Source organism: Piscinibacter gummiphilus, from assembly GCF_002116905.1.
GTDB classification, from domain to species: domain Bacteria; phylum Pseudomonadota; class Gammaproteobacteria; order Burkholderiales; family Burkholderiaceae_C; genus Rhizobacter; species Rhizobacter gummiphilus.
Genome location: NZ_CP015118.1, coordinates 4,250,955 through 4,273,880, shown reverse-complemented (window position 1 = coordinate 4,273,880; position 22,926 = coordinate 4,250,955). Strand labels below are relative to the sequence as shown.

Below are 22,926 nucleotides of genomic sequence, written 5' to 3'. Positions count from 1 at the left end.
GTGACAGACGGGCGGGGCCGCACTGCCCACAATCACCGCGATGTCCCGACTTTCCGACGCGCCCGCGCCGCCGGCCTTCGGCCCCACCGTCGCGTGCCTGGCCGGGGCCCAGCTGATCGCGTGGGCGGCGCTGTACTACACCTTCTCGGCCTTCGTGCTGCCGATGCACGACACGTTCGGCTGGTCCAAGCCGTCGATCATGGGGGCGTTCACGTTGGGGCTCGCGGTGTGGGGCGCGGCCAGCTACGGGGCCGGGGCGCTCATCGATCGCGGACACGGGCGCGCGGTGATGGCGGGCGGCACGTTCATCGCGGGCCTCGGTTTCCTGCTGTGGTCTGTCGTCGAGAGCCTGCCGGTGCTGTACCTCGCGTGGGCGCTGCTGGGCGCCGCGATGGCGATGACCCTCTACGAGCCGGCCTTCAGCGTCGTCACCCGGCGCTTTCCCACCCGCTACGGGTCGGCCATCACCTGGCTCACCCTCGTGGGCGGGTTCGCGAGCACGGTGTCGTTCCCGGTCACGTTGTGGCTGATCGGGGCGTTCGGCTGGCGCGTGGCGCTCGCGGTGGTGGGCGGGCTGCTGCTGTTCGTGGCGACGCCGCTCAACGCATGGGCGCTGCGCGGCACCGACCCGCCGCGCCCGGTGCGTGCCGCCGACGCCGCGGACGACGCCACGCTGCACGAGGCCCTGCGCCACAAGGCGTTCTGGCTGCTGGCGGCCACCTTCATGCTGTATTCCATCGTGTCGGCCACCTTCTGGGCCCACGTGCTGCCGGCCTTCGCGTCGAAGGGCACGCCGGAGGCCCAGGCCCTGGCGGTGCTGATGTGGGTGGGGCCGGCGCAGGTCGTCGGCCGGGTGGTGTTCATGGTGGCCGGGCGGCGCTGGTCGGCGCGGGTGCTCGGGCTGGCGGTGTTCGCGGCCATGCCGCTGTCGCTCCTCATCTTCGCGCTGGCCCATTCGCTCTGGGCGCTGCTGCTGTTCGCGGTGATGTTCGGCGCGGCCAACGGCCTCATCACCATCGTGCGGGGCCACGTCGTGCCCACGTACTTCGGCCATGCGCACGTGGGGCGCATCAGCGGGCTGCTGTCGGTGCTGTCCCTCGTGCCGCGCGCGGTCGGTCCGCTGGTGGGGGCGTGGGTGCTGCTCGTGGTGCCGGGCTACCGGGAGCTGCTGCTGATGCTGGCGGCGATGGTCGGCCTGGCGTGGATCGCGTTCGCGATGGCGGGAGATCCGGCCCGCTAGGAGCCTGGGCGGCACCAAAGGGCAGTTGCCGGCCGGCTGGTGGCTTCCTAGACTCTTCGCTGGGAGACGACCACCATGTTCCGAGCCTCTGTTGTCCTGGTACTCGCGGCCTGCGCCCTGGCCGCCTGCTCCACCAGCGAATACCTCATCAACACCCGCGACGGCGGCCAGGTCGTCAGCACCGGAAAGCCCGAGCTGGACCCGAAGGCGGGTGTCTACACGTACACCGATGCCAATGGCCGCACCTCGACGATCCGCGAGGGCGAAGTCGTCCACGTCATGAAACGCTAGCCCCCCTTCTTGGGTGGGGCGCCGGCCCCGGGATGACCGCGTGGATCCGCGAGAATCCACGCGATGGCCCAGACGCGGATCACGGACGACGCTGAAGTGGCAGCGCCAAGGCCTTCGGAGCCGCCGGGTGCGGTGCCGGAGCGGGCCGAACGCTTCACGGTCCCCGAACGCCGACGGATGCTGCTGGCGATGGGCGTCTCCCTCGTCGTGCATGCGGTGCTGCTGACCCTGGTGTTCGGTGGATCCGGCACCGGGGCGCCGGGCCTCACCTTCCCGTGGCAGGACCGGCGGGCGGAGGCGGACGACCTGAGCATCGTGCTCACACCGCTGCCCGCCCCCCCGACACCGCCCGCGGAAGCTCGGGACGAGGCGCCGCCCGCACGGGCATCGCGTCCTCCGAGTCCCCGGCCTGCACCCGAGGTGCCGCCCGCCCCGACGCCGGACGCACCGGCTCCGGATGCCCCGGAGCCGCCGGCCCCCGAACCGCCCCCCGCGTTCGTGGCCGAGGCGCCGCCCCCACCGCCAGCACCCGAAACCCCCGTGCCACCGCCCGTGCCCGTGCCGGTCGTCGAGGTGCCCGTGCCCGACACCCCCGTCGCGCCGCCTCCCGTGGTGGCCGTCGCGGCCAGCGCGCCGTTGCCCGAGGCGCCGGCTTCGTCGCCCGACGAACTCGCGCGGGAGGCGCTGCGGCGCCAGGAGGCCTTGCGCGCCGAGGCGGCGCGGGTGGAAGCCGAGCGCCAGGAGGCCCTCGCGCGGGAGGCCGCCGTGCGGCAGGAGGCGGAACGCCAGGAAGCCGCACGCATCGAGGCCGAACGCCGGGACCAGGTGGCGCGGCAGGCGGTGGCCGAGGCGGAAGCGCGCCGCCAGGAGGCGGCCCGCGCCGACGCGGCCCGGCGGGAGACCGAACGGCAGGAGGCCGAGCGCCGGGAGCAGGAGGCGAAGCAGGCCGCGGCCGACGCGGACGCGCGGCGGCAGGAGGCGGCCCGGGCCGAAGCGGCGCGTGTGGAGGCCGAACGCCAGGCCCAGGTGACGCGTGACACAGCGGCCCAGGCCGAGGCCCGCCGCCAGGAGGCCGCCCGGGTCGAAGCCGCGCGCCTCGATGCCGAACGCCGCGAGTCGGCCGAACGCGCGGCCGCGGCCGAACAGGAAGCTCGGCGGCAGGAAGCCGCACGGGCAGACGCTGCACGTGTCGAAGCGGCCCGAGCGGAAGCCACCCGCGCAGAAGCAGCCCGCGCAGACGCAGCCCGCGCAGAGGCAGCCCGAGCCGACGCCGAACGCCGCGACCAGGCCGCCCGCGAAGCCGCGGCCCGGCAGGAAGCGCAGCGCCAGGAGGCCGCCCGCGCCGACGCCGAGCGCCAGGAAGCCGACCGGCAGGCCGCCGCCCGCGCCAACGCCGAACAGGAGCGCCGCGAGGCCGTGCGCCGCGCGATCGGTCGTCAGCTCGACGAGGAGGCCGCGCAGCGCGACGTGGCGAAGGCCCGCCCGCCGAACAACAGCCTGCCGCTGTCGCTCAGTTCCCCGCGCCGGGGCCGTCTCTGGGGGCGCACCGACCCGAACGCCGAACTCGTGCAGTACGCCGACACCTGGGCCCGCCGCATCCAGTTCGGCACTCCCGCCGAGACGGTGCAGGCCCTGGCCAGGCGGCCGCACACGACGCCGATGGTCACCGTGGCGATCCGCAGCGACGGCTCCGTCGAGTCCGTGACTTTCGTGGTGTCGAGCGGCGTGCCCGAGGTCGACGACGCGATCCGCCGCATCGTCGAGGCCCAGAAGCCCAACCCGGCGTTCCCCGCGGCGCTCGCCCGCGAGTACGACGTGATCGAGATCCGGCGCACCTGGCACTTCGATTCCGCGGTCCGTCTCCAGTGAGGGGGGGATGGGCCGGACGGACCCCCTCCCGTAGTAAACTCACTCCCCTTTCACGAAACCTTCAAACTGGCATCCATGCAACTCGGGTCATCCAGCCCGGGCGTTGCCGGTTCGGAGCTCACCCGCCTCCTGGCCCGTCTGGCGGACGCCCCCCCTGTCGATGTGCGACCGGCGTTCGCCGAACGGCTGGGCCACTGGCTCAGCTGGACGGACGCGATCTCGCTGTCGACCGCGCTCAACGCCGGGCCGTCGGATGCCGCCCCCGCGCGCTCGCGCGGCCTGGGTGGCGACGAGGCGGACTTCCAGCGCGTGCGCGCGGCCCTGTCGGCGTCCATCGCCGCCGGCCCTGCCGACGCCGAGGCGAGCCCGACCGATTTCAGCCCGTACCGACGCCACTGCGCCGCCCGGCAGCAGGCGATGCTCGAGGCCGTCGGCGCGTTGCGCCAGCGCCTGCGAGACGCCCTGTCCCGGCGTGCGCCGTCGCTCGCCCGGCTGGCCGCACTCGACGCCGTCATGGACCAGGCCCTGGCGCCGCACGAACGCCGTCTGCTGGCGCTGGTGCCGCTGAGGCTTCAATCGCACTTCGAACGGATGGCCCGCGCCGCCGGGGACGACCCCGGCTGGACCGCCACCTTCCGTGATGACCTGGACCACGTGCTGCAGGCCGAACTGGCGCACCGGCTGTTGCCGGCCCAGGGCCTGCTGGACGCACTTCGCACGCACCCCACGACATGAACCGACTCCTCCATCACACCGCCTTCGCGGTGGGCCTCCTCGCGCTCGGCTGGATCGCCGCCGGCTACGTGCCGGGCCACCTGCTGGCGCTGTCTCTGGTGCTGCTGATCGGGGCCTTCTACCTGATGGGTGCGCTCGAGCTGCACCGCTTCCACACGTCGACGGTGGGGCTGTCGCAGGCCGTGGCCGGCGCGGGCGAGGCCCCGGCGGACCTCGGCGCCTGGCTCGCCTCGGTGCCCGCGGGCCTGCGCCATGCCGTGCGCCTGCGCGTGGAAGGCGAGCGGGTGGGTCTGCCGGGCCCCGCGCTGACACCGTACCTCGCCGGCCTGCTGGTGCTGCTGGGCATGCTGGGCACCTTCCTCGGCATGGTGGTCACGCTCAAGGGCACCGGCCTCGCGCTCGAGAGCGCGACGAACGTGGAGGCCATCCGCGCCTCGCTCGCCGCGCCGGTCCGGGGCCTGGGCCTCGCGTTCGGCTGTTCGGTGGCGGGCGTCGCGGCCTCGGCCATGCTGGGCCTGATGTCGGCGCTGGCGCGGCGCGAGCGCCAGCAGGTGGTGCAGCAACTCGACGCGCGGGTCACCACCACGCTGCGTGGCTTCTCGCGTGTGCACCAGCGCGAGGAATCGCTCGCGTTGCTGCGCGCGCAGGCCGACACGCTGCCCGCGGTGGTGACGCAGCTGCAGGCCCTCGTGGGCCACATCGAACGCCAGGGCCAGGCCCTGCACGACCAGCTGGTGGCCGGCCAGGCGAAGTTCCATGACGAGGCGCAGCGCGCCTACACGGGCCTTGCCGAGTCGGTGGACCGCTCGCTCAAGAGCAGCCTCGCCGAGAGCGCGCGCCTGGCGGGCGCCGCCATCGAACCGGCGGTGACGGCCACGATGGCCGGCCTCGCGACGGAAGCCGCCATGCTGCGCGACACGCTGTCGGCCACCGTGCAGCAGCAGCTCGACGGCGTGGCCGCACGGCTGGATACCACCGCGGCGTCCCTCGCCACGCAGTGGCAGGCTGCGCTCGCCAGCCAGCAGCGCCAGGGTGAGGCCGTCGCCGCCGACCTGAAGGCCGGCCTCGACCGCTTCACCGCGTCCTTCGAACAGCGCGCCACGGCGCTGGTGGACGGTGTGTCCACCCGCATGGACCGCAGCGCCGAGATTTGGAGCGAATCGCTCGGCCGCGCGCTCGACGAGCAGCGGCAGGGCCACGAGGCGCTCACCGCCCATGGCCGCGACGCGGCCGCCGCGATGGTCGCCGGCTTCGAGACGCACGCGGCCTCGCTGCTGCGCCGCGTGGCCGAGTCGCAGGCCGAGGCCGACGCCGCCGCGGTCCGCCGCGAGCAGGAGCGGTCCACCGCCTTCCACGACGGCATCGCCCGCCTCACCGCCGCGATGCAGCGCCAGGCCGAGGACGACGGCGCCGCGCTGGCCGAGCGCCAGCGCCAGATCTGCACGACGCTCGAGCAGACGGCCCAGACCATCGCCGCGCAGACCGAGACCCATGCCCGCGCCACCATCGGCGAGATCGCCCGCCTCGTGCAGGCCGCGTCCGAGGCGCCGCGTGCGGCCGCCGAGGTGATCGGCGAACTGCGCACCGCGCTGTCCGACAGCCTGGTGCGCGACAACACCGCGCTCGACGAACGCAACCGGCTGATGTCCACGCTCTCCGGCCTGCTCGACGCGGTGAACCACGCGAGCACCGAGCAGCGTGCCGCCATCGACGCGCTGGTGGCCACCACCACCGACGTGCTGGAGCGCGCGGGCACCCGTTTCGCCGACAGCGTCGAGACGGAGTCGCGCGCGCTGCAGGCCGTGTCCGAACAGGTCACGGGCAGCGCCGCCGAGGTGGCGAACCTGGGCGAAGGCTTCGGCGTGGCGGTGCAGCAGTTCAGCCGCGCGAGCGAGGACCTGATGGCCCAGCTGCAGCGCATCGAGGGCGCGCTGTCGCACACGATGGCCCGCAGCGACGAGCAGCTGGCCTACTACGTGGCGCAGGCGCGCGAGATCGTCGACCTGACGCTCGGCTCGCACCAGCAGATCTTCGAAGGCCTGCAGTCGCGGGCCAAGGCACCCGAGGCCGAGTCCGCATGACGATCGCCTCGGACCTCGACGACGGGCTGGACGACGGCCTCGAGTCCACCACGCCGGTCTGGGCCGTCTTCGGCGACCTGATGGCCGGCCTGCTGGGCGCGTTCGTGCTGATCCTCGTGTGCGTGATGGGCATGCAGCTCGACCTCGCCGAACGCCTGAAGTCCGAGGTGCAGCAGCGCGAGGCGGAAGCCCAGCGCCGTGCCGAGCTGGAACGGGCGCTGGCCATCCCGCTCGCGGCCGGCCGTGTCACGGTGGCCAACGGCCGCATCCACATCAGCGGCAGCGTGCTGTTCGCGTTCAACTCGGCCGACCTGCAGCCCGAAGGCCGCCAGGTGCTCAAGGACCTGGCGGGGCCGCTGGCCGCCTACCTGGCGTCGCGCGACGAGGTGCTGATGGTCAGCGGCTTCACCGACGACCGGCAGGTGCGCGAGACCACGCGGGCGAAGTTCGCCGACAACTGGGAACTCTCGGCCCAGCGGGCGCTGACCGTCACGCGTGGGCTGATCGAGGAGGGTGTGCCGTCGTCCGCCGTGTTCGCCGCGGCGTTCGGGTCGCAGCAGCCGGTGGCGTCGAACGCCGACGCCGCGGGCCGCGCGCTCAACCGGCGCGTCGAGATGGCGCCCACGCCGAAGCCGCGTGCGCCATGAGTGAGCCGGGGGTGCCGTCGAAGGGGCTGGCCGCGTTGCGGGCGCTGGTCGACCGGCTGGGCCGTGCGCCGGCGCTGCCGTCGGCCGCGGCCGTGCCGCTGTCGCGCACCGTGTCACCCCCGCCGCTCAAGGCCGTCAGCGCGTTCCAGGGCACGTGGTCCCGCATGCGGGCCGAGCAGCGCCTGCGCCAGGTGCTGGCGCACGTGCCCGCGTCGGCCGGGCCGCTCAATTCGTCGCACCTCGTGAACCGCGCGCTGCAGGCCATCAACGACGTGTCGCCGGAGTACCTCGACGCGTTCATGTCGCACATCGACACGCTGCAGTGGCTGGAGCAGACGATCGACGCGGCCGACCTCGTGCCGCGCAAGCCCGCCGCGCGGGCACCCCGAAAGGGTTAGCCCACCGCGGGCGGCACCTGCTTCTCACCCGCCTCGCGCGCCCGGAACACCCCGGCACGCGCCAGCAGCGACGTGGTGATGGGCACCGTGATCGACAGGAACACGGGGATCAGCCAGACGTGCAGCACGGGCCGGCCTTCCAGCATCGAGAAGTACAGCACCGAGGCGCCTGCCAGGCACCACGCGCCGATGGTGGACGCGAGCGCCGGCGAGTGCATGCGCAGGAAGAAGTCGGGCAGGCGCAGCAGCCCCCACATGCCCACCAGCGCGAACAGCGCGCCGGTGACGATCAGCAGGGCCACGATGGCCTCGGCCCACAGCGGCACGGCGTTCATTCGATGACCTCCCCGCGCAGCAGGAACTTGGCCATCGACGCGGAGCCGACGAAACCGAACAGGGCGATCAGCAGCGCGGCCTCGAAGAACATCTCGCTGGTGTAGCGGATGCCCAGCACGAGCATCACGAGCATGCCGCAGATGTAGAGCGCGTCGAGCGCCAGCACACGGTCCTGGGCCGACGGGCCGCGGAACACGCGCACCATCGCGAAGGCCATCGCGAGCGCGAGGCACACCAGCGCCACGGCGCTCGCGCCATAGAGGAGAGGGCTCATTCGAAGATCTCCATGAGGGGCTTCTCGTAGTGGGACTTGAGGTGTTCGATGAACGCGGCCTCGTCGTCCAGGTCGAAGACGTGCAGCAGCAGCGTGCCGCGGTCGAGCGACAGCTCGGACCACACGGTGCCGGGGATCACGCACATGATGGCGGCGAGCGCGGCGAGGCCGTGCGGGTCGCGCAGCTGCAGCGGCACGCGCACGAAGGTGCCCCTCGGCGGCGAGCGGCGGGCGCGGAACACGCCCTTCGCGACGACGAGGTTCGAGACGATCACGTCGCGCCCGACGAGGCAGATCAGCCTGAACACCGTCCACGGCCGGCGGATGCGGGCCGGCGTGGGCCGCAGCGACGCGGTGGCGAGCGGCACGACCACGGCGAGCGTGAGGCCGAACAGCCACTGGCCGAAACCGAGCGACCCGTTGAGCACGAGCCACAGCACGAGGATGGACAGCGAGATGAGCGGGGCGGGGAACAGGCGCTTCATGGCGCGGCCCCCCCGGCGGCCTTCGGAGGCGAGGGCACCGGCATCGCGGTGATCACCGCATCGATGTACGAGGTGGGGTTCACCAGCGACCAGGCGGTGAGCCGGCCGTACTGCACCACGGCCTCGCCCTGGACCACGAGCACGCAGCACGCGGTCACGAGCATCGCGATGGGCAGGCATTCGGCGATGCGCAGCTTCGGCGCCGGGCGGTCCTGGGGCGCCCAGAAGTGGCGGATGCCGGCGCGCGACAGCGCGATCATCGAGACGAGGCCCGAGCCCACCATCAGCACGACGAGGCCCCAGCCGGTGGCGGTCACGACGGGCACGGTGTCGCCTTCCACCGGGTTCAGCAGCGCGGTGAGCATCGCCAGCTTGCCGATGAAGCCCGACAGCGGCGGCATGCCGCTCAGCAGCAGCGTGCAGGCGATGAAGCTCAGGCCCAGGAACGCCATGGCCGCGGGAATGGCGCGGCCGATCAACGGCTCCTCGTCCTCGTCGAGGTTGATGTGCATGCCCTCGAACTGCGACTCGTCGTCGGCGGCGCCCGGCACGGTGTCCCCCTCGGGGCGCGAGCCGGCGGCCACGCGCGAGCGCTCCACCAGTTCGGCGAGCAGGAAGAACGCGCTCACCGCGAACGTGGAGCTCGCGAGGTAGTACAGCGCCCCCGCGGTGAGCGCGGGCTGGCCGAAGCCGAACGCCGCGAGCAGCGTGCCCGAGGAGATCAGCACGCTGAAGCTCGCGAGCCGCCCGAGGCGCTTGGCGCCCAGCATGCCGAGCGAGCCGAAGCCCACGGTGAGCAGGCCGCCCACCACGAGCCAGCTGCCGCCGAACTGCGCGGACGGCCCCGCCTGCTCGGAGAACATCAGCGTCCACAGGCGCAGCACCGCGTAGACGCCCACCTTCGTCATGATGGCGAAGAGGCCGGCCACCGGCGCGCTGGCGCCCGAGTACGCGGGCTCCAGCCACGCGTTCATGGGCCACATGGCGGCCTTCGCGAGGAAAGCGGTGGCGAGGATGGCGGCGCCGGCGTGCAGCAGGCCGCGGTCGTCCACCGGGATGTGCGGGATCTTCACCGCGAGGTCGGCGAAGTTCAGCGTGCCGGTGACGCCGTAGATCATCGCCGCGCCGATCAGGAAGAACGACGACGCCACGAGGTTGATCGCGATGTAGTGCAGGCCGGCGCTCACCCGCTGGCGGCCCGAGCCGTGCAGCATCAGCCCGTAGGACGCCGACAGCATCACCTCGAAGAACACGAAGAGGTTGAAGAGGTCGGCCGTCAGGAAGGCCCCGTACAGGCCCATCAGCTGGATCTGGAACAGCGGGTGGAAGTGCACGCCGGCGCGGTCCCAGCGGGCCACGGCGAACAGCAGCGCACCGAGGGCGACGCCGCCCGCCAGCACGAGCATCAGCGCGCTCAGGCGGTCGACGGCGAGCACGATGCCGTACGGCACGTCCCAGTTCGACGGCAGGTAGACGCCCACGACCCCGGGCACGCCGGAGTGGTCGACCCAGCGCATCAGCACGATCGACAGCACGAGGCCGCACAGGGTGGAGGCGATGTTGAGCCAGCCCTTGAACCGGCGGCGCTTTTCGCCGAGCAGCATCATCACCGCCGCCGTCAGCATCGGCAGCAGGATGGGGGCGATGACGAGGTGGGGCCAGAGCCCGGGGGCGAGGGCCTGCAGCGTCGGATGGATCATCCGTGCCCCCCGTCGCCGTCGACGTGGTCGGTGCCGGTGAAGCCGCGCGACGCGAGCAGCACGACGAGGAACAGCGCGGTCATCGCGAAGCCGATGACGATGGCCGTCAGCACGAGGGCCTGGGGCATCGGGTCGGTGTAGTGCTCGAGGTCCGCGGGCAGGCCAGGGCGGATGATGGGTTCGTTGCCGATGGACAGGCTGCCCATGCTGAAGATGAAGAGGTTCACGGCATACGACAGCAGCGACAGGCCCATGATGACCTGGAAGGTGCGGGGGCGCAGCAGCAGCCACACGCCCGAGGCGGCGAGGACGCCGATCGCGATGGCGATGATTTCTTCCATCAGGCGGCTCCTGGGGCGGGACGGTCCTTGCGGTGGCTGCGGACCGATTGGTGGGAAATGGCGGTGAGGATCAGCAGCGTGGACCCCACGACGGCGGCGAACACGCCGATGTCGAAGAACATCGCGCTCGCGACGTGGATCTCGCCGACGAGCGGCAGGTGCAGGTGGGCGGTGTGCGTGGTCAGGAACGGGTAGCCGAACCACCACGAGCCGAGGCCGGTGCCGAGGGCGAACAGCAGGCCGACGGCGATCCAGCGCGGTGGACGCAGCCGCATGTGCTCCTCCACCCACGTGGTGCCGGCCACGATGTACTGCACGATGAACGCGATGGCCACCACGAGGCCCGCGACGAAGCCACCGCCCGGTTCGTTGTGGCCGCGCATGAAGAGGTACATCGCGATCACCCACGACAGCGGCAGCAGCAGCCGCACCAGCACGGCCGGCACGAGCAGGTAGCCCTGGGCGGTGTCGCTGGAGGTGCGGGCGTTCACGAGGTCGGTGACCAGGTCGCGCGGCACCGCGCGCTGCTGCGCGGGCTGCTCGATGCTTTCACCCGGCGGGCGGAACCGGCGCAGCAGCGCGTAGACCGTGAGCGCGACGGCCGACAGCACGGTGATCTCGCCCATGGTGTCGAAGCCGCGGAAGTCGACCAGCATCACGTTGACGACGTTGGTGCCGCCGCCTTCCGGCAGCGCACGCGACAAGAAGAACGGCGAGATGCTCTGCGGTGCCGCGCGCGTGAGCAACGCGTACGACAGGCCGGCCATGCCGACGCCCACCACGGCGGACAGCGCGAAGTCGCGCGTGCGGCGGGCGCGGGCGCGCAGGTCGGTGCGCAGCTCGCGGGCGTTCACCTCGATGCGCTTGGGCAGCCAGCGCAGCCCGAGCAGGATCAGCACGGTGGTCACCACCTCGACGGTGAGCTGGGTGAGTGCGAGGTCGGGCGCCGAGAACCACACGAACGTGATGCAGGTGGACAGGCCCGCGCCGGCCATCATCGTGAGCGCGGCGAGCCGGTGGTACTTCGCCTGCCAGGCCGCGCCGATGGCGCAGACGATGCCGATGACCCAGATGCCCGCGAACACTGGCGACATCGGGATGCGCGGCCGGTCGCCCCACACGAGCTGCTGGCCCCACAGCGAGGCGATGGCGAAGACGACCGCGACGAGCACCATGCGGAACATCTGCGACTGCAGCCGCGCGGTGCCGAAGGCGCGCAGGCCGCGGCGGCCGAACCAGCTGAGGAACACCAGGGTGCGTTCGAAGAACCGCTTGCCGCTCAGCAGCGAGACCACGGGGGGCGCGGGGAAGCGGCCGCGCTTGAGCTGCTTGCGCAGCAGCAGGTAGAACACCGTGCCGCCCGCGAGCGCGACGATGCTCATGAACATGGGCGCGTTCCAGCCGTGCCAGATCGCGAGGCTGTAGGCGGGCAGGTGGTCGCCGACCACCGGGGCGGCCGCCGTCGCCAGGAAGCCCGCCACGGACCAGGCCGGGGCGATGCCCACCACGAGGCAGCCCAGCACGAGCAGCTCGACCGGCACGCGCATCCAGCGCGACGGCTCATGGGGCGTGCGCGGCAGGTCCTCGGCCAGCGGGCCGAAGAAGACGTCCACCGTGAAGCGCAGCGAGTAGGCCACGCTGAAGATGCCCGCGAGCGTGGCCGCCAGCGGCAGCGCGATCTCGACCCACGGGGCCGACGACACGAACACCGTCTCGGCGAAGAACATCTCCTTCGACAGGAACCCGTTGAGCAGCGGCACGCCCGCCATCGCGGCCGCGGCCACCATCGCGAGCGTGCCGGTGATGGGCAGGGCCTTGAAGAGGCCGTTCAGGCGGCGGATGTCGCGGGTGCCGGTCTCGTGGTCCACGATGCCGGTGGCCATGAACAGCGACGCCTTGAAGGTGGCGTGGTTCATGATGTGGAAGACCGCGGCCACGGCGGCCAGGTCGCTGTTGAGGCCCAGCAGCAGCGTGATCAGCCCGAGGTGGCTGATGGTGGAGTAGGCGAGCAGCCCCTTCATGTCGTTCTGGAACATGGCCGCGTACGCGCCGAGCAGCAGCGTGCACGCGCCGGCGCCCCCCACGGTCCAGAACCAGAGGTCGGTGCCCGAGAGCACGGGCCACAGCCGCGCGAGCAGGAAGACACCGGCCTTCACCATCGTGGCCGAGTGCAGGTACGCCGACACGGGCGTGGGCGCGGCCATGGCGTGTGGCAGCCAGAAGTGGAACGGGAACTGCGCGCTCTTGGTGAGCGCGCCCAGCAGCACGAGCACGAGCGCGACGGGGTACAACGCATGGGCGCGCACCAGGTCCCCGGACTTCAGCACCACGTCGAGGTCGAAGCTGCCGACGATGCGCCCGATCAGCAGCACCCCGACCAGCAGGCACAGGCCGCCGGTGCCGGTGACCACGAGCGCCATGCGGGCGCCGCGGCGGGCGTCGGTGCGGTGGTGCCAGTAGCCGATCAGCAGGAACGAGAAGAGGCTCGTCAGTTCCCAGAACAGCACGAGCTGCACGAGGTTGCCCGACAGCACGACGCCGGTCATCGCGCCCATGAACGCGAGGAAAAACGCGAAGAAGCGCGGCACCGGGTCGGCGGGGGACATGTAGTACCGCGCGTACATCACGACCAGCGCGCCCACGCCCAGCACGAGCATGGAGAACATCCACGCGAAGCCGTCCATGCGGAAGACGATGTCGATGCCCAGCGAGGGCAGCCACGCGATCTGCTCGCGGATCACCTCGCCCGCCGCGACGCGCGGGAACAGCATCGCCACCTGCACCGCGCCGGCGAGCGCGATCAGGCCGGCGAGCGTCGACTCGCGGTTGCGTGCGTTGGCAGGCAGCAGTGCCGCGATGACACTGCCGAGGAAGGGGAGGAGGACGAGGTAGGCAAGGGGCATCTCCGGTCCATTCTAAGGAATGAAATCCGGCGTCCCGAGGAAGACCGGTCAGAAGCGCCGGTCGAGGGTCATGATGTCGTTCTGGCGGGTCATCTGGAACCGCGACAGGAAGGTGTTGCCGAGCAGGATGTAGGGCATCGGCGTGGGCAGCACCACCGCGTCCACGTCGCGCACGGTCACGTCGCCGATGCGGATGGCGGCCAGGCGCACCCGGTGCAGCGTCACCTCGCCGCCGGCCGTGTGGGCCTTGCCCTGGCGTCCCTGCTGGTACTTCACGCCGAGGCGGTCGGCCTCGGCCTGGCTCATCGCGACCGACGTGGCGCCGGTGTCGACCATGAACTGCGTGCTCGAGCCGTTGATGGACCCCGTGGCCAAGAAGTGCCCGCCGGTGCTGGCCGAGAGCACGATGCGGGTGCCGTCGCCGGGTGTGTCCGGGCTGTTGCCCACGTGGGCGGCGCCGATCATCAGCGTCAGGCGGCGGCCGCCCACGTCGACCACGGACTGGTCGGGGCCGGTGCTGATCAGGCGCACGCCGCCCACCGTGCTGCCCACCGCGACCGTGCGCGGCTGGCCGTCGATGATCAGCAGCGCCTTGCTGGCGCCGAGGCTGCCGCTCATCGAGACCTGCTGGGCGGCCGCGAGGCCGGCGCAGCCCGCGAGGGCGAGGCCCGCGGCCAGGCGGCGCACGGCGTCAGTCACGGAAGTTGTTGAACGATACCGGTGCGTCGGGCACGTCGGCGCGGATCAGCGCCATCGCGGCCTGCAGGTCGTCGCGCTTGGCGCCCGTCACGCGGACGGTGTCGCCCTGGATCGAGGCCTGCACCTTGAGCTTGCTGCCCTTGATGGCGGTCTGGATCTTCTTCGCGGTGTCGGCGTCGATGCCGCTCTTGACGGTGATCACCTGCTTGACCTTGTCGCCGCCGATCTTCTCGATCTTGGCGGTGCGGTCCATGAAGCGGATGTCGACGTTGCGCTTCGTGAGCTTGGCGATCAGGATGTCGAGGACCTGGCCGATCTGGAAGTCGCTGTCGGCGAAGACGGTGAGTTCCTTCTCCTTGAGTTCGACCTTGGCGGACGAGCCCTTGAAGTCGAAACGCGTGCCGATTTCCTTGGCGGTGTTGTCGACGGCGTTGCGCACTTCCACGAGGTTGGGATCGAGGACGGCATCGAAGCTGGGCATGGAATTTTCTCGGGTTCGCTTAATCAGCGAAAATTCTGCCATGCAAATCGAGTCCGGCGTGAGCCTGAAACCCTACAACACCTTCGGCCTGCCGGCGGTGGCCCAGACACTCGTCCGCATCACGGACGATGCCGGGGTGCGCCAGGTCGTCGACCACCCGGACCTGGGCACCACGCCGAAGTTCATCCTCGGCGGGGGCAGCAACATCGTGCTGACCCGCGACATGCCCCAGGTGGTGCTCAAGGTGGAGGTGCGCGGCCTCCGCGTGGTCGAGGAGCGCGCCGACGCCTGGATCGTCGAGGCCGGCGCCGGCGAGACGTGGCACGACTTCGTCGCGTGGACGCTCGACCAGGGACTGCCGGGCCTCGAGAACCTCGCGCTGATCCCGGGCACCGTCGGGGCGTCGCCGGTGCAGAACATCGGGGCGTACGGCATCGAGGTGAAGGACCGCTTCGAGTCGCTCGACGGCGTGGACCTGCTCACCGGGCGCAGCGTCACGCTGAACGGGGAGTTCTGCGCCTTCGGCTACCGCGACAGCGTCTTCAAGCATTCGCTGGCCGGACGGGTCGTCATCACCCGCGTGAGGTTCCGCCTGCCGAAACCCTGGCAGCCGGTGCTGGGCTACCTGGAGCTCGAACGGAAGATGGCCGAACACGGCGTGACACGGCCCGAGCCGCGTCAGGTGTTCGACTGGATCTGCGCCATCCGCCGCGCCAAGCTGCCCGACCCGGCGGTGGTGGGCAACGCCGGCAGCTTCTTCAAGAATCCGGTGGTCACGCCCGAGCAGTGCCGCGACATCATCGGCCGCGACCCCGAGATCGTGCACTACCCGATGCCCGACGGCACCATGAAGCTCGCGGCGGGCTGGATGATCGATGCCTGCGGCTGGAAGGGCAAGTCGGTGGGCAAGGCCGGCGTCTACGAGAAGCAGGCGCTCGTGCTCGTCAACCGCGGCGGTGCCATCGGCTCCGAGGTGATGCTGCTGGCCAAGGCCATCCAGGAGAGCGTGTACGGCCGCTTCGGCATCCGCCTCGAACCCGAACCGGTGGTGGTCTGACGATGGGCGACACCTTCGTGCGCCTGTGGCGCCCCATCGCGGCCATGGTCGCCGTGATCGTCTCCTCGAACTGGCTGGTGCAGTTCCCCATCAACGACTGGCTGACCTGGGGGGCGTTCACGTACCCCGTGGCCTTCCTCGTCACCGACCTGACGAACCGGGCCGTGGGCGCCCAGGGCGCGCGGCGGGTGGTGTGGATCGGTTTCCCGGTGGCGGTGGCCGTGTCGCTGGCGCTTGCGCCGTGGCGCATCGGCGTGGCCTCGGGCGCGGCGTTCCTGATCGCCCAGCTGATGGACGTGGCCGTGTTCAACCGCTGGCGCCAGAGCAGCTGGTGGAAGGCCCCGCTGATCGGCTCGGCGGTGGCGTCGGTCGTCGACACCGCGGTGTTCTTCTCGATCGCGTTCGCGGGGACCGGGATGGACTGGATGCAGCTCGCGGCCGGGGACCTGGGCATCAAGTGGCTGATGGCGGCGGTGCTGCTGCTGCCGTACCGCTGGATGCTGCCCCACCTCCAGGCCTGGGCCCCCGCGCGCTGAGGGCCAGCGAAGCGTCGCCCGCCATCAAGCCACACGCGAGCCCGGGTTTCCCGGGCGACCCGTGGCGCCCCTCGGGGGCAGGAGCGAAGCGACTGGGGGGCTCAACCAAAATGGCAGATGTAGTGCAGGGCGGTCGTCACTTCGATGTCGAACGACGAGTTCCCGGGCACCGAGAACGACTGGCCACCCGAGTACGTCTTCCACTCGCTCTCACCCTTGAGCTTCACGCGGCAGCTGCCGTCGATCAGTTCCATGATTTCCGGGGCGCCGGTGCCGAAGTTCAGCGTGGCGGGCAGGATCACGCCCACGCTCTTCTTGGTGCCGTCGGCGAGTTCGATGCTGTGCGAGACGCACTTGCCGTCGAAGTAGACGTTGGCCTTGGTGCTGACCTTGCCGGCCAGGCTCTGGGTGATGTTGCTCATGACAGTGGGCGGTTTCGTGAGGAAATCGCGATTCTAGACACCGGAAAGAGGGGGCCGGGAGGCGGGTGCGCTGCGATAAGCTCTCGCCCCATGTCCGGACCCGCCCCGCGCGCCACATGACCAGCAGTCTCCCCCCCACCACCAGCACCGGCAGCGCGCCCCTGCAGGACGAGCACGACGCGCTGCCCGTCGGCACGCGCCTGGGCGAGTTCGAGATCCTGAAGGTGCTGGGTGTGGGCGGTTTCGGCATCGTGTACCTCGCGATGGACCACGCCCTCGACCGCCTCGTGGCCGTCAAGGAGTACATGCCGTCGATGATGGCGGCCCGCGGGCGCGGCACCGAGGTGTCGCTGCGCTCCAGCATGCACCAGGACACGTTCAACATCGGCCTGCGTTCGTTCGTGAACGAGGCCAAGCTGCTCGCCCGCTTCAACCACCCGTCGCTCGTCAAGGTGTACCGGTTCTGGGAGGCGAACGGCACGGCGTACATGGCGATGCCGTTCTACCCGGGCCGCACGCTCAAGGACGAGCGCCGTGCGATGCTGCACACGCCCGATGAAAGCTGGCTGCGCGGCCTCGTCGACCCCTTGCTCGGGGCGATGGAGGTGCTGCACAAGGAGAGCGTGTACCACCGGGACATCGCTCCCGACAACATCCTGCTGCTGCCCGACGGCCCGCCGGTGCTGCTCGACTTCGGCGCCGCGCGCGCCGTGATCGGGGACCGCACGCAGTCGCTGACGGCCGTGCTCAAGCCGAGCTACGCGCCCATCGAGCAGTACGCCGACGTGGGCCACCTGCGCCAGGGCCCGTGGACCGACCTGTACGCGCTCGGCGCGGTGCTGCACTTCGTCGTGACCGGGCGCCCGCCGAAGCCGTCGGCGTCGCGGGCGGTGCACGACGACCACGTGCCGCTCACCACGCTGCCCCGCGAAGTCACGGGCAGCATGCCGCTCAAGGTGCTCAAGGCCATCGACTGGGCGCTGACCGTGAGCCCGCACACACGGCCCCAGAACGTCCAGCAGTTCCGCGATGCGCTCGAAGGGCGCGTGGACCCGCCCGAGCAGCCCGCCCCCGTGCCGGCCGCCCCCGCCGTTCCGGTGTCCCCGCCGGCCGCGGGCTGGGACCGCACCCAGCAGACCGACGATGCGGCCCCGGTGGACCTCGAACTGACGGTGGTCACGAAGCCGGCCGCGACGCCGGCCGATGCCACCATCGCCGCACCGCCCCGCGGCGCCACCGGGACGGCACCCGTGCGTCCGCCGGCGGCTGCCGTGCCCGTGCCGCCACCGCCGCCGCCGCCGCCGGCACCGCCCGCGGTGTCGGCCCCGCCCGTGGCTCCCGCACCGCCGCCGCGCACGTCGCGCGCGCTGCCACCGATGTTCGACGGGGCCGATGCACCCGCCGAGGCCACCGGGTCGGGCTCGCGTACCGGGCTGATGCTGGGCGTGCTGGGCGCCGTGCTGCTCGTCGTGGTGGCCCTGGGCTACCTGCTGCTCAAGGACCGGCTGGGCAAGCCGGCCGCACCCGTCACGCCGCCCGCCGTGGCCGCGTCGGCCGCGGTGCCGGTGATCGTGGCCCCGGCCACCGTGCCGGCGACGCCCGCCACGCCGGCGGTCGACCCCGCGCCAGCGGCGGTTGCCCCGCCGCCCGTCGTCGCCGTGCCGAACTGGTCCGCCAGCGCGGTCGCCCCGGCCGTGGCCCCGCCGCCCGCGACAACCCCGGTGACGCCCCCGCCCGTGACCGCGGTGGCGCCCACGCCGGCGCCCCGCGCCAATCCGCAGCCCGCGCGCCCCCGCACGCCGGCCGCCACCCCCGCCGCCCCGGCGGCCGCGGCCCAGACGCCGCGCGACGTGTGCAACGCCCGCGCCACGGGGTCGATGTCGAGCTGCATGCAGCGCGTCTGCACCCAGGGTGCCCTGGTGGACCATCCCCAGTGCGTGCAGCTGCGCCGCGACTCGGAGTGGTGAGCGGCTGACCGGCACGCGGACGGCAACGGGCGTACAGTCGCCCTTCATGCCGTTCGTCTACATCAAGGTGCCCGCCGCCCGCCATGCCGAGGTCCGCGACCGGACGCTGGAAGATGGCGTGGCACAGGCGCTGGCCGACCTCCGGCTGGGCGAGGTGATCAGCTCGGGCGAGTCGCTCGGGGACTCCGGCCCCGACGGTGCACGCCGCGTGGCCTTCCACCGCATCGACGTCGACGTGAACGACCTGGCCTCGGCCCGCGCGCTGTTCCGGCAGGTGCTGCCGACGCTCGGTGCACCGGTGCTCACCGAGGTGCACTACACGGAAAACCGGCTGCCGATGGTCGATGTGTACGAGCCGGCGGGCTGGACGTCCGGGGCGACCCGGCGTCAGTGACCTACTCGGGCAGGTCGCAGAAGAGGCATTCGCCACCCGGCCGGTGCTGCAGCCGCAGCCAGGTCTGCTGCAGCAGCCACGCGTCCACGCTCGCGCGGTGGCGTGCCACCGAGAACTCGCCGGTGATCTGGTCCTTCGCCCGCTTCCAGCGGGCGGCCTCGTCGTCGGTCAGCAGCTTGCGCAGGCTGTCGAGACGGAACAGCGGCACCAGGCCCGCTTCCTCGAACAGCGACGAGAGCCACGCGTAATCGTGGCCCCAGGCGTCGGTGTAGAGCGTCTGGCCACGCAGCCGGTCGTTCAGCAGCCGCGCCACCTCGTTCACCGGCCGGCCGTGGCGTTCGAGGGCCGCGCGGGAGATGTGGTGCACCGCCTCGGCCGACGGGTCCCAGTGCGTCCAGCCCGGGGCCGGACGCACCAGCGTGCAGAAGGTGCTGCCGTCCGCGAGGATGTACCCGATCTCGATGGGGTAGCTGGCCCGCCCGAACCCCGACGCCTCGATGTCGAGGATGGCCGGCACCCCGGCGCGGGTGCGCGGCGGGGTGGGGGCGGGGGCGATGACGGCGGCCATGGTCCTGCAAAGCAATAAGTCGGCCCGGGTGGATCAGTTGACGGCGATGCGCGTGATGCCCGAGAGGCCGAGCACGTACAGCGCACCGTCGTTCCCGACGAGCAGGTCCACCGGGTTCGCCGCCAGCGTGGCGAAGGTGCTGGCCGCGTTGCCGTTGGCGGGGTCGAGGCGGCCCACCCAGCGGCTCACGTAGTCGGCGAAGAAGTAGTTGCCGCGGTAGTTGGCCGCGAACGGGCCGCTGGCCGGGTAGAAGGCGCCGCCGGCGATCGAGAAGCCGGTGAGGAAGCCGCCCGGGCCGGAACCCGGCGGGGTGGCCGCGGCGTGGTTGTAGGCGAACAGCGGGGCGGTGATGCCGGCATCCGTGGTGGGGCCTTCGCTCGACGGCCAGCCGTAGTTGGCGCCCGCCGCGCCGACGTCGATCTCCTCCCAGGTGCCTTCGCCCACGTCGTTGATGTAGAGCGTGCCGGTGACGGGCTGGACCGCGAAGGTGAACGGGTTGCGCAGGCCGCGCGCCCAGATGGCCCGGGCCTGGCCCGTCTGGGTGGCGTAGTGGGGGTTGTCGGTGGGGATCGAACCGTCGTCGTTGAAGCGCAGGACCTTGCCGAACACGCTGGTGAGCAGCGGCGACCGCGTGCGGTCCGCGTTGTCCCCCACGCCCACGTAGAGCTTGCCGTCGAGGCCGAAGTGGATGGCGCCGCCGTTGTGGTTGGTGGCACTGCTCAGCACCGGCAGGTCGACGAGCACGGTTTCGACGCCGTCGGACACGTCGCCGCTCACCACGTACCGGCTGATGCGCCCGTGCGAGCCGCCGGCCGTGTTCGTGTAGTGCACGTACACGTAGCCGTTGGTGGCGAAGTCCGGGTGGATGGCGATGCCGATGAAGCCGCGTTCGCCGGCCGAGTCGGTGTTGACGCTGTTGTCCACGAGGGGCTGGGGCAGCAGCGCGCCGTTCTTCACGATCCGGATGGTGCCGCCCTTCTGCGCGATGAAGAGCCGGCCGTCGGGTGCCTGCGCCATCGACGTGGCGCTGTGGAGCCCGGTGATCCAGGCGTTGTTCTGCGAGAAGCCCTTCGGCACGGTAGCGGAGCCGCCGAAGCGCACGGTGGACGTCGACCAGTCGGAGAGGTTGCCCGCCGCGTCCCGTGCGCGGGCCCGGAGGATGTGCTGGCCGGCCGGGTGGTCGGCCACGTTGACCGTGGCGGCGTACGGGGCCGTGGTGTCGGCGGTGCCGATGGCCACGCCGTCGATCTGGAACTCCACCGAGGCGACGCCCACGTTGTCGGTGGCCGTGGCCTGCAGGTTCAGGGTGCCGGTGAGCGCGTCCGCCAGGTTGGCGGGCGAGGTCAGCTGGGCGACCGGCTTCACGTTGTCGGCGCCACCCCCGCTGCCCCCGGTGCTGCCGCCACCACCGCCACCGCCACCGCCGCCACCGCCACCCCCGGTGGTGTCGGGCGGTGCGGCATCGTCGCCACCGCAGGCGACCATGAGGGCGCCGATGCAGGCGCTGAGGGCGATCAGGCGAAAGCGGGAGACGGTGGGTTTCATGGGCTGCGTGCTCGTGGAACGGAAGGGTGGGTCCGGAGTTGTGCCACAGAACCCGAAGGCTCGGGAAACCAGATGTTCTAGGCCCTGCCTCGCAAAGGCGCTTGAGGGTGCTTTCTCCGGGTTTTTACCAGGGCTTCGGGTCGTGACCGTGACACGCGAAATCGCTGCATTCGGATATATCTCAGGGACCCACAAAAACGCTCTGGAGATGCCCGTGTCCGCCGATGTGAAAGCCCCCCGTCCGCACGAAGCCGTCTGGCCCAAGCGCCTGCCGCGCGAACTCGTCGTGCCGTCCACGTCCCTCTGGTTCAACCTCGAGGTCTCGGCACGCCGCTACCCGCAGAAAGCCGCATACGTGTTCTTCGGAAAGCCCCTCTCGTACGCCGAACTGCAGCAGCAGGCGGAGTCGATCGCCGGGTGGCTGCAGGAAGTCGGCGTCAAGAAGGGCGACCGCGTGGCGCTCTACATGCAGAACTGCCCGCAGTTCGTCGCCGCGTACTACGGCATCCTGCGTGCCGACGCGGTGGTGGTGCCGGTCAACCCGATGAACAAGGCCGACGAGTTCGGCCACTACATCACCGACCCGGCGGCCCGCGTGGCGATCTGCACGGCCGACGGCGCGGCGGTGGTCGCCGCGGCCAACGCCGCGGTGCCCGAGGGCCAGCGCCTGACACACGTGCTGGTGAGCCGGTTCACCGATGCGATGCCCGAGGGCCCCATCGATCCCGAACTCGCGCCGCCCGCGCCGGTCGAGGCGTGGCTGCGCCTCGACCCGCCGATGCCCGAATCCACCCCGGCCACGCAGTACGTGCGCTGGACCGACGTGCTCGCCGCGAAGCGCGTCCCCGGCCCGCACACGGCCGGTCCGGACGACCTCGCCGTGCTGCCCTACACCTCGGGCACCACGGGCAACCCGAAGGGCTGCATGCACACGCACGCCACGGTGATGTCGAACACCGTGGGCATCCAGTGGGCCCACGGCGGCCCCGAGGCGGTGAGCCTGGGCGTGGTGCCCATGTTCCACATCACCGGCATGACCGGCACCGTGTGCGCGGCGGTGTTCGCCGCCAGCACGGTCGTGATCCTGCCGCGCTGGGACCGTGAACTCGCCGGCCGCATGATCTCCCGGTACCGGGTCACGCACTTCACGTGCATCCCCACGATGATCATCGACCTGTTCGGCAGCCCGAACTACAAGAGCTTCGACCTGAGCAGCCTGAAGGCGCTCAACGGCGGCGGCGCGGCCATGCCGCAGGCCGTGGCCGAGCGCCTGCTGAAGGAGTTCGACCTGGTGTTCGCCGAAGGCTACGGCCTCACCGAGACCTGCGCCGCCACGCACGCGAACCCGCCCGAGCGGGCGAAGCAGCAGTGCCTGGGCATTCCCACCTTCGGCGTCGATTCGCGCGTGGTGGACCCGGTCACGCTCAAGGAGATGCCGGTGGGCGAGGTGGGCGAGATCATCAGCCACGGCCTGCAGGTCTTCAAGGGCTACTGGAACCAGCCCGAGGCCACGGCGGCCGCGTTCGTCGAGTTCGAGGGCAAGAAGTTCTTCCGCACCGGCGACCTGGGCCGCATGGACGAGGAAGGCTACTTCTTCATCACCGACCGCCTCAAGCGCATGATCAACGCGAGCGGCTTCAAGGTGTGGCCGGCCGAGGTGGAGATGCTGCTCTACAAGCACCCCGCGGTGCAGGAGGCCTGCATCATCTCGGCCCAGGACAGCTACCGCGGCGAGACCGTGAAGGCGGTCGTCGTGCTGCGCGCCGACGCCAAGGGCAAGACCGCGCCCGACGACATCACGAACTGGGCCAAGGACCACATGGCCGCCTACAAGGTGCCGAAGATCGTGCAGTTCGTCGACTCGCTGCCCAAGTCGGGCTCGGGCAAGGTCATGTGGCGCCTGCTGCAGGACCAGGAGAAGGGCTGAGGTTCAGCCGCGGGCCGGTCCGCCGTGGGG

Annotated in this window: 23 protein-coding genes; 12 read left to right on the top strand and 11 right to left on the bottom strand. The window is 71.6% G+C overall.

Translation table 11 applies throughout. The features are described from left to right. The first annotated feature begins 40 nt into the window (after positions 1–40). The 7 genes from A4W93_RS19365 (at position 41) to A4W93_RS19335 (ending at position 7,261) form a co-directional block, all read left to right on the top strand. The gene (locus A4W93_RS19365) at positions 41–1,240 is read left to right on the top strand and encodes an MFS transporter (RefSeq protein WP_085752165.1); all 1,200 of its coding nucleotides are present in this window, start codon (positions 41–43) and stop codon (positions 1,238–1,240) included. A 75-nt stretch (positions 1,241–1,315) separates the two neighbouring features. Next, a complete protein-coding gene (locus A4W93_RS19360; RefSeq protein ID WP_085752164.1) occupies positions 1,316–1,531 on the top strand; it encodes a YgdI/YgdR family lipoprotein in 216 nt (71 codons plus the stop codon). Between the two features lie 63 nt (positions 1,532–1,594). Further along, positions 1,595–3,400, top strand: coding sequence for a TonB family protein (locus A4W93_RS19355; RefSeq protein WP_157131707.1), 1,806 nt, complete (start codon positions 1,595–1,597; stop codon positions 3,398–3,400). 75 nt (positions 3,401–3,475) lie between these two features. After that, positions 3,476–4,135: a DUF3348 family protein gene (locus A4W93_RS19350; protein ID WP_085752162.1), complete on the top strand. Its 660-nt coding sequence runs from the start codon at positions 3,476–3,478 to the stop codon at positions 4,133–4,135. After that, positions 4,132–6,216 carry a DUF802 domain-containing protein gene (locus tag A4W93_RS19345; protein ID WP_085752161.1) on the top strand — a complete coding sequence of 695 codons (2,085 nt, stop codon included), beginning with the start codon at positions 4,132–4,134 and terminating at the stop codon, positions 6,214–6,216. Before A4W93_RS19350 ends, A4W93_RS19345 begins: the two co-directional genes overlap by 4 nt. After that, a complete protein-coding gene (locus A4W93_RS19340; RefSeq protein ID WP_085752160.1) occupies positions 6,213–6,863 on the top strand; it encodes an OmpA family protein in 651 nt (216 codons plus the stop codon). The genes A4W93_RS19345 and A4W93_RS19340 overlap by 4 nt, the downstream gene beginning before the upstream one ends. After that, positions 6,860–7,261: a DUF2894 domain-containing protein gene (locus tag A4W93_RS19335; RefSeq protein WP_085752159.1), complete on the top strand. Its 402-nt coding sequence runs from the start codon at positions 6,860–6,862 to the stop codon at positions 7,259–7,261. Before A4W93_RS19340 ends, A4W93_RS19335 begins: the two co-directional genes overlap by 4 nt. On the opposite strand, the gene A4W93_RS19330 is transcribed toward A4W93_RS19335, so the two are convergent. Genes A4W93_RS19330 through A4W93_RS19295 form a run of 8 tightly spaced genes read right to left on the bottom strand, consistent with a single transcriptional unit; the run spans position 7,258 to position 14,480 of the window. Further along, positions 7,258–7,596 (bottom strand): Na+/H+ antiporter subunit G, encoded by a 339-nt coding sequence (locus tag A4W93_RS19330; RefSeq protein WP_085752158.1) that lies wholly within the window; start codon positions 7,594–7,596, stop codon positions 7,258–7,260. The genes A4W93_RS19335 and A4W93_RS19330 overlap by 4 nt on opposite strands. Beyond that, positions 7,593–7,871: a K+/H+ antiporter subunit F gene (locus A4W93_RS19325; protein ID WP_085752157.1), complete on the bottom strand. Its 279-nt coding sequence runs from the start codon at positions 7,869–7,871 to the stop codon at positions 7,593–7,595. The genes A4W93_RS19330 and A4W93_RS19325 overlap by 4 nt, the downstream gene beginning before the upstream one ends. Continuing rightward, positions 7,868–8,356: a Na+/H+ antiporter subunit E gene (locus tag A4W93_RS19320; protein WP_085752156.1), complete on the bottom strand. Its 489-nt coding sequence runs from the start codon at positions 8,354–8,356 to the stop codon at positions 7,868–7,870. Before A4W93_RS19320 ends, A4W93_RS19325 begins: the two co-directional genes overlap by 4 nt. Then, positions 8,353–10,056: a monovalent cation/H+ antiporter subunit D gene (locus A4W93_RS19315; protein ID WP_085752155.1), complete on the bottom strand. Its 1,704-nt coding sequence runs from the start codon at positions 10,054–10,056 to the stop codon at positions 8,353–8,355. Before A4W93_RS19315 ends, A4W93_RS19320 begins: the two co-directional genes overlap by 4 nt. Then, entirely contained in the window at positions 10,053–10,397 is a 345-nt protein-coding gene (locus A4W93_RS19310) for a Na+/H+ antiporter subunit C (protein ID WP_085752154.1), read from the bottom strand. The genes A4W93_RS19315 and A4W93_RS19310 overlap by 4 nt, the downstream gene beginning before the upstream one ends. Further along, the gene (locus tag A4W93_RS19305) at positions 10,397–13,300 is read right to left on the bottom strand and encodes a monovalent cation/H+ antiporter subunit A (RefSeq protein WP_085752153.1); all 2,904 of its coding nucleotides are present in this window, start codon (positions 13,298–13,300) and stop codon (positions 10,397–10,399) included. The genes A4W93_RS19310 and A4W93_RS19305 overlap by 1 nt, the downstream gene beginning before the upstream one ends. A gap of 48 nt (positions 13,301–13,348) precedes the next feature. After that, positions 13,349–13,999, bottom strand: coding sequence for a retropepsin-like aspartic protease family protein (locus tag A4W93_RS19300; protein ID WP_237357582.1), 651 nt, complete (start codon positions 13,997–13,999; stop codon positions 13,349–13,351). Further along, positions 13,992–14,480: a YajQ family cyclic di-GMP-binding protein gene (locus A4W93_RS19295; RefSeq protein ID WP_085752152.1), complete on the bottom strand. Its 489-nt coding sequence runs from the start codon at positions 14,478–14,480 to the stop codon at positions 13,992–13,994. The genes A4W93_RS19300 and A4W93_RS19295 overlap by 8 nt, the downstream gene beginning before the upstream one ends. 40 nt (positions 14,481–14,520) lie before the next feature. Here A4W93_RS19295 and murB point away from each other — a divergent pair, with 40 nt between their 5' ends. Continuing rightward, entirely contained in the window at positions 14,521–15,537 is a 1,017-nt protein-coding gene (gene murB, locus A4W93_RS19290; RefSeq protein ID WP_085752151.1) for a UDP-N-acetylmuramate dehydrogenase, read from the top strand. A 2-nt stretch (positions 15,538–15,539) separates the two neighbouring features. Beyond that, positions 15,540–16,073, top strand: coding sequence for a VUT family protein (locus A4W93_RS19285; RefSeq protein ID WP_085752150.1), 534 nt, complete (start codon positions 15,540–15,542; stop codon positions 16,071–16,073). Positions 16,074–16,174: 101 nt separating this feature from the next. Here the strand turns inward: A4W93_RS19285 and ppnP are convergent, their stop codons facing one another. Further along, positions 16,175–16,495: a pyrimidine/purine nucleoside phosphorylase gene (gene ppnP / locus A4W93_RS19280; protein ID WP_085752149.1), complete on the bottom strand. Its 321-nt coding sequence runs from the start codon at positions 16,493–16,495 to the stop codon at positions 16,175–16,177. Between the two features lie 116 nt (positions 16,496–16,611). Here ppnP and A4W93_RS30290 point away from each other — a divergent pair, with 116 nt between their 5' ends. Both A4W93_RS30290 and A4W93_RS19270 read left to right on the top strand, forming a co-directional pair. After that, positions 16,612–18,462: a serine/threonine protein kinase gene (locus tag A4W93_RS30290; protein WP_218919155.1), complete on the top strand. Its 1,851-nt coding sequence runs from the start codon at positions 16,612–16,614 to the stop codon at positions 18,460–18,462. A 46-nt stretch (positions 18,463–18,508) separates the two neighbouring features. Then, a complete protein-coding gene (locus A4W93_RS19270) occupies positions 18,509–18,856 on the top strand; it encodes a hypothetical protein (protein WP_085752148.1) in 348 nt (115 codons plus the stop codon). Position 18,857: 1 nt separating this feature from the next. Here the strand turns inward: A4W93_RS19270 and A4W93_RS19265 are convergent, their stop codons facing one another. Then, positions 18,858–19,424 (bottom strand): 3'-5' exonuclease, encoded by a 567-nt coding sequence (locus tag A4W93_RS19265; RefSeq protein WP_085752147.1) that lies wholly within the window; start codon positions 19,422–19,424, stop codon positions 18,858–18,860. A gap of 33 nt (positions 19,425–19,457) precedes the next feature. Then, on the bottom strand, positions 19,458–20,969 hold the full coding sequence (locus tag A4W93_RS19260; RefSeq protein ID WP_085752146.1) for a PQQ-dependent sugar dehydrogenase: 1,512 nt from the start codon (positions 20,967–20,969) through the stop codon (positions 19,458–19,460). Positions 20,970–21,177: 208 nt separating this feature from the next. On the opposite strand from A4W93_RS19260, the gene A4W93_RS19255 reads away from it, so the two are divergent. Next, positions 21,178–22,896 carry a long-chain fatty acid--CoA ligase gene (locus A4W93_RS19255; protein WP_085752145.1) on the top strand — a complete coding sequence of 573 codons (1,719 nt, stop codon included), beginning with the start codon at positions 21,178–21,180 and terminating at the stop codon, positions 22,894–22,896. The last annotated feature ends 30 nt before the right edge of the window (positions 22,897–22,926 follow it).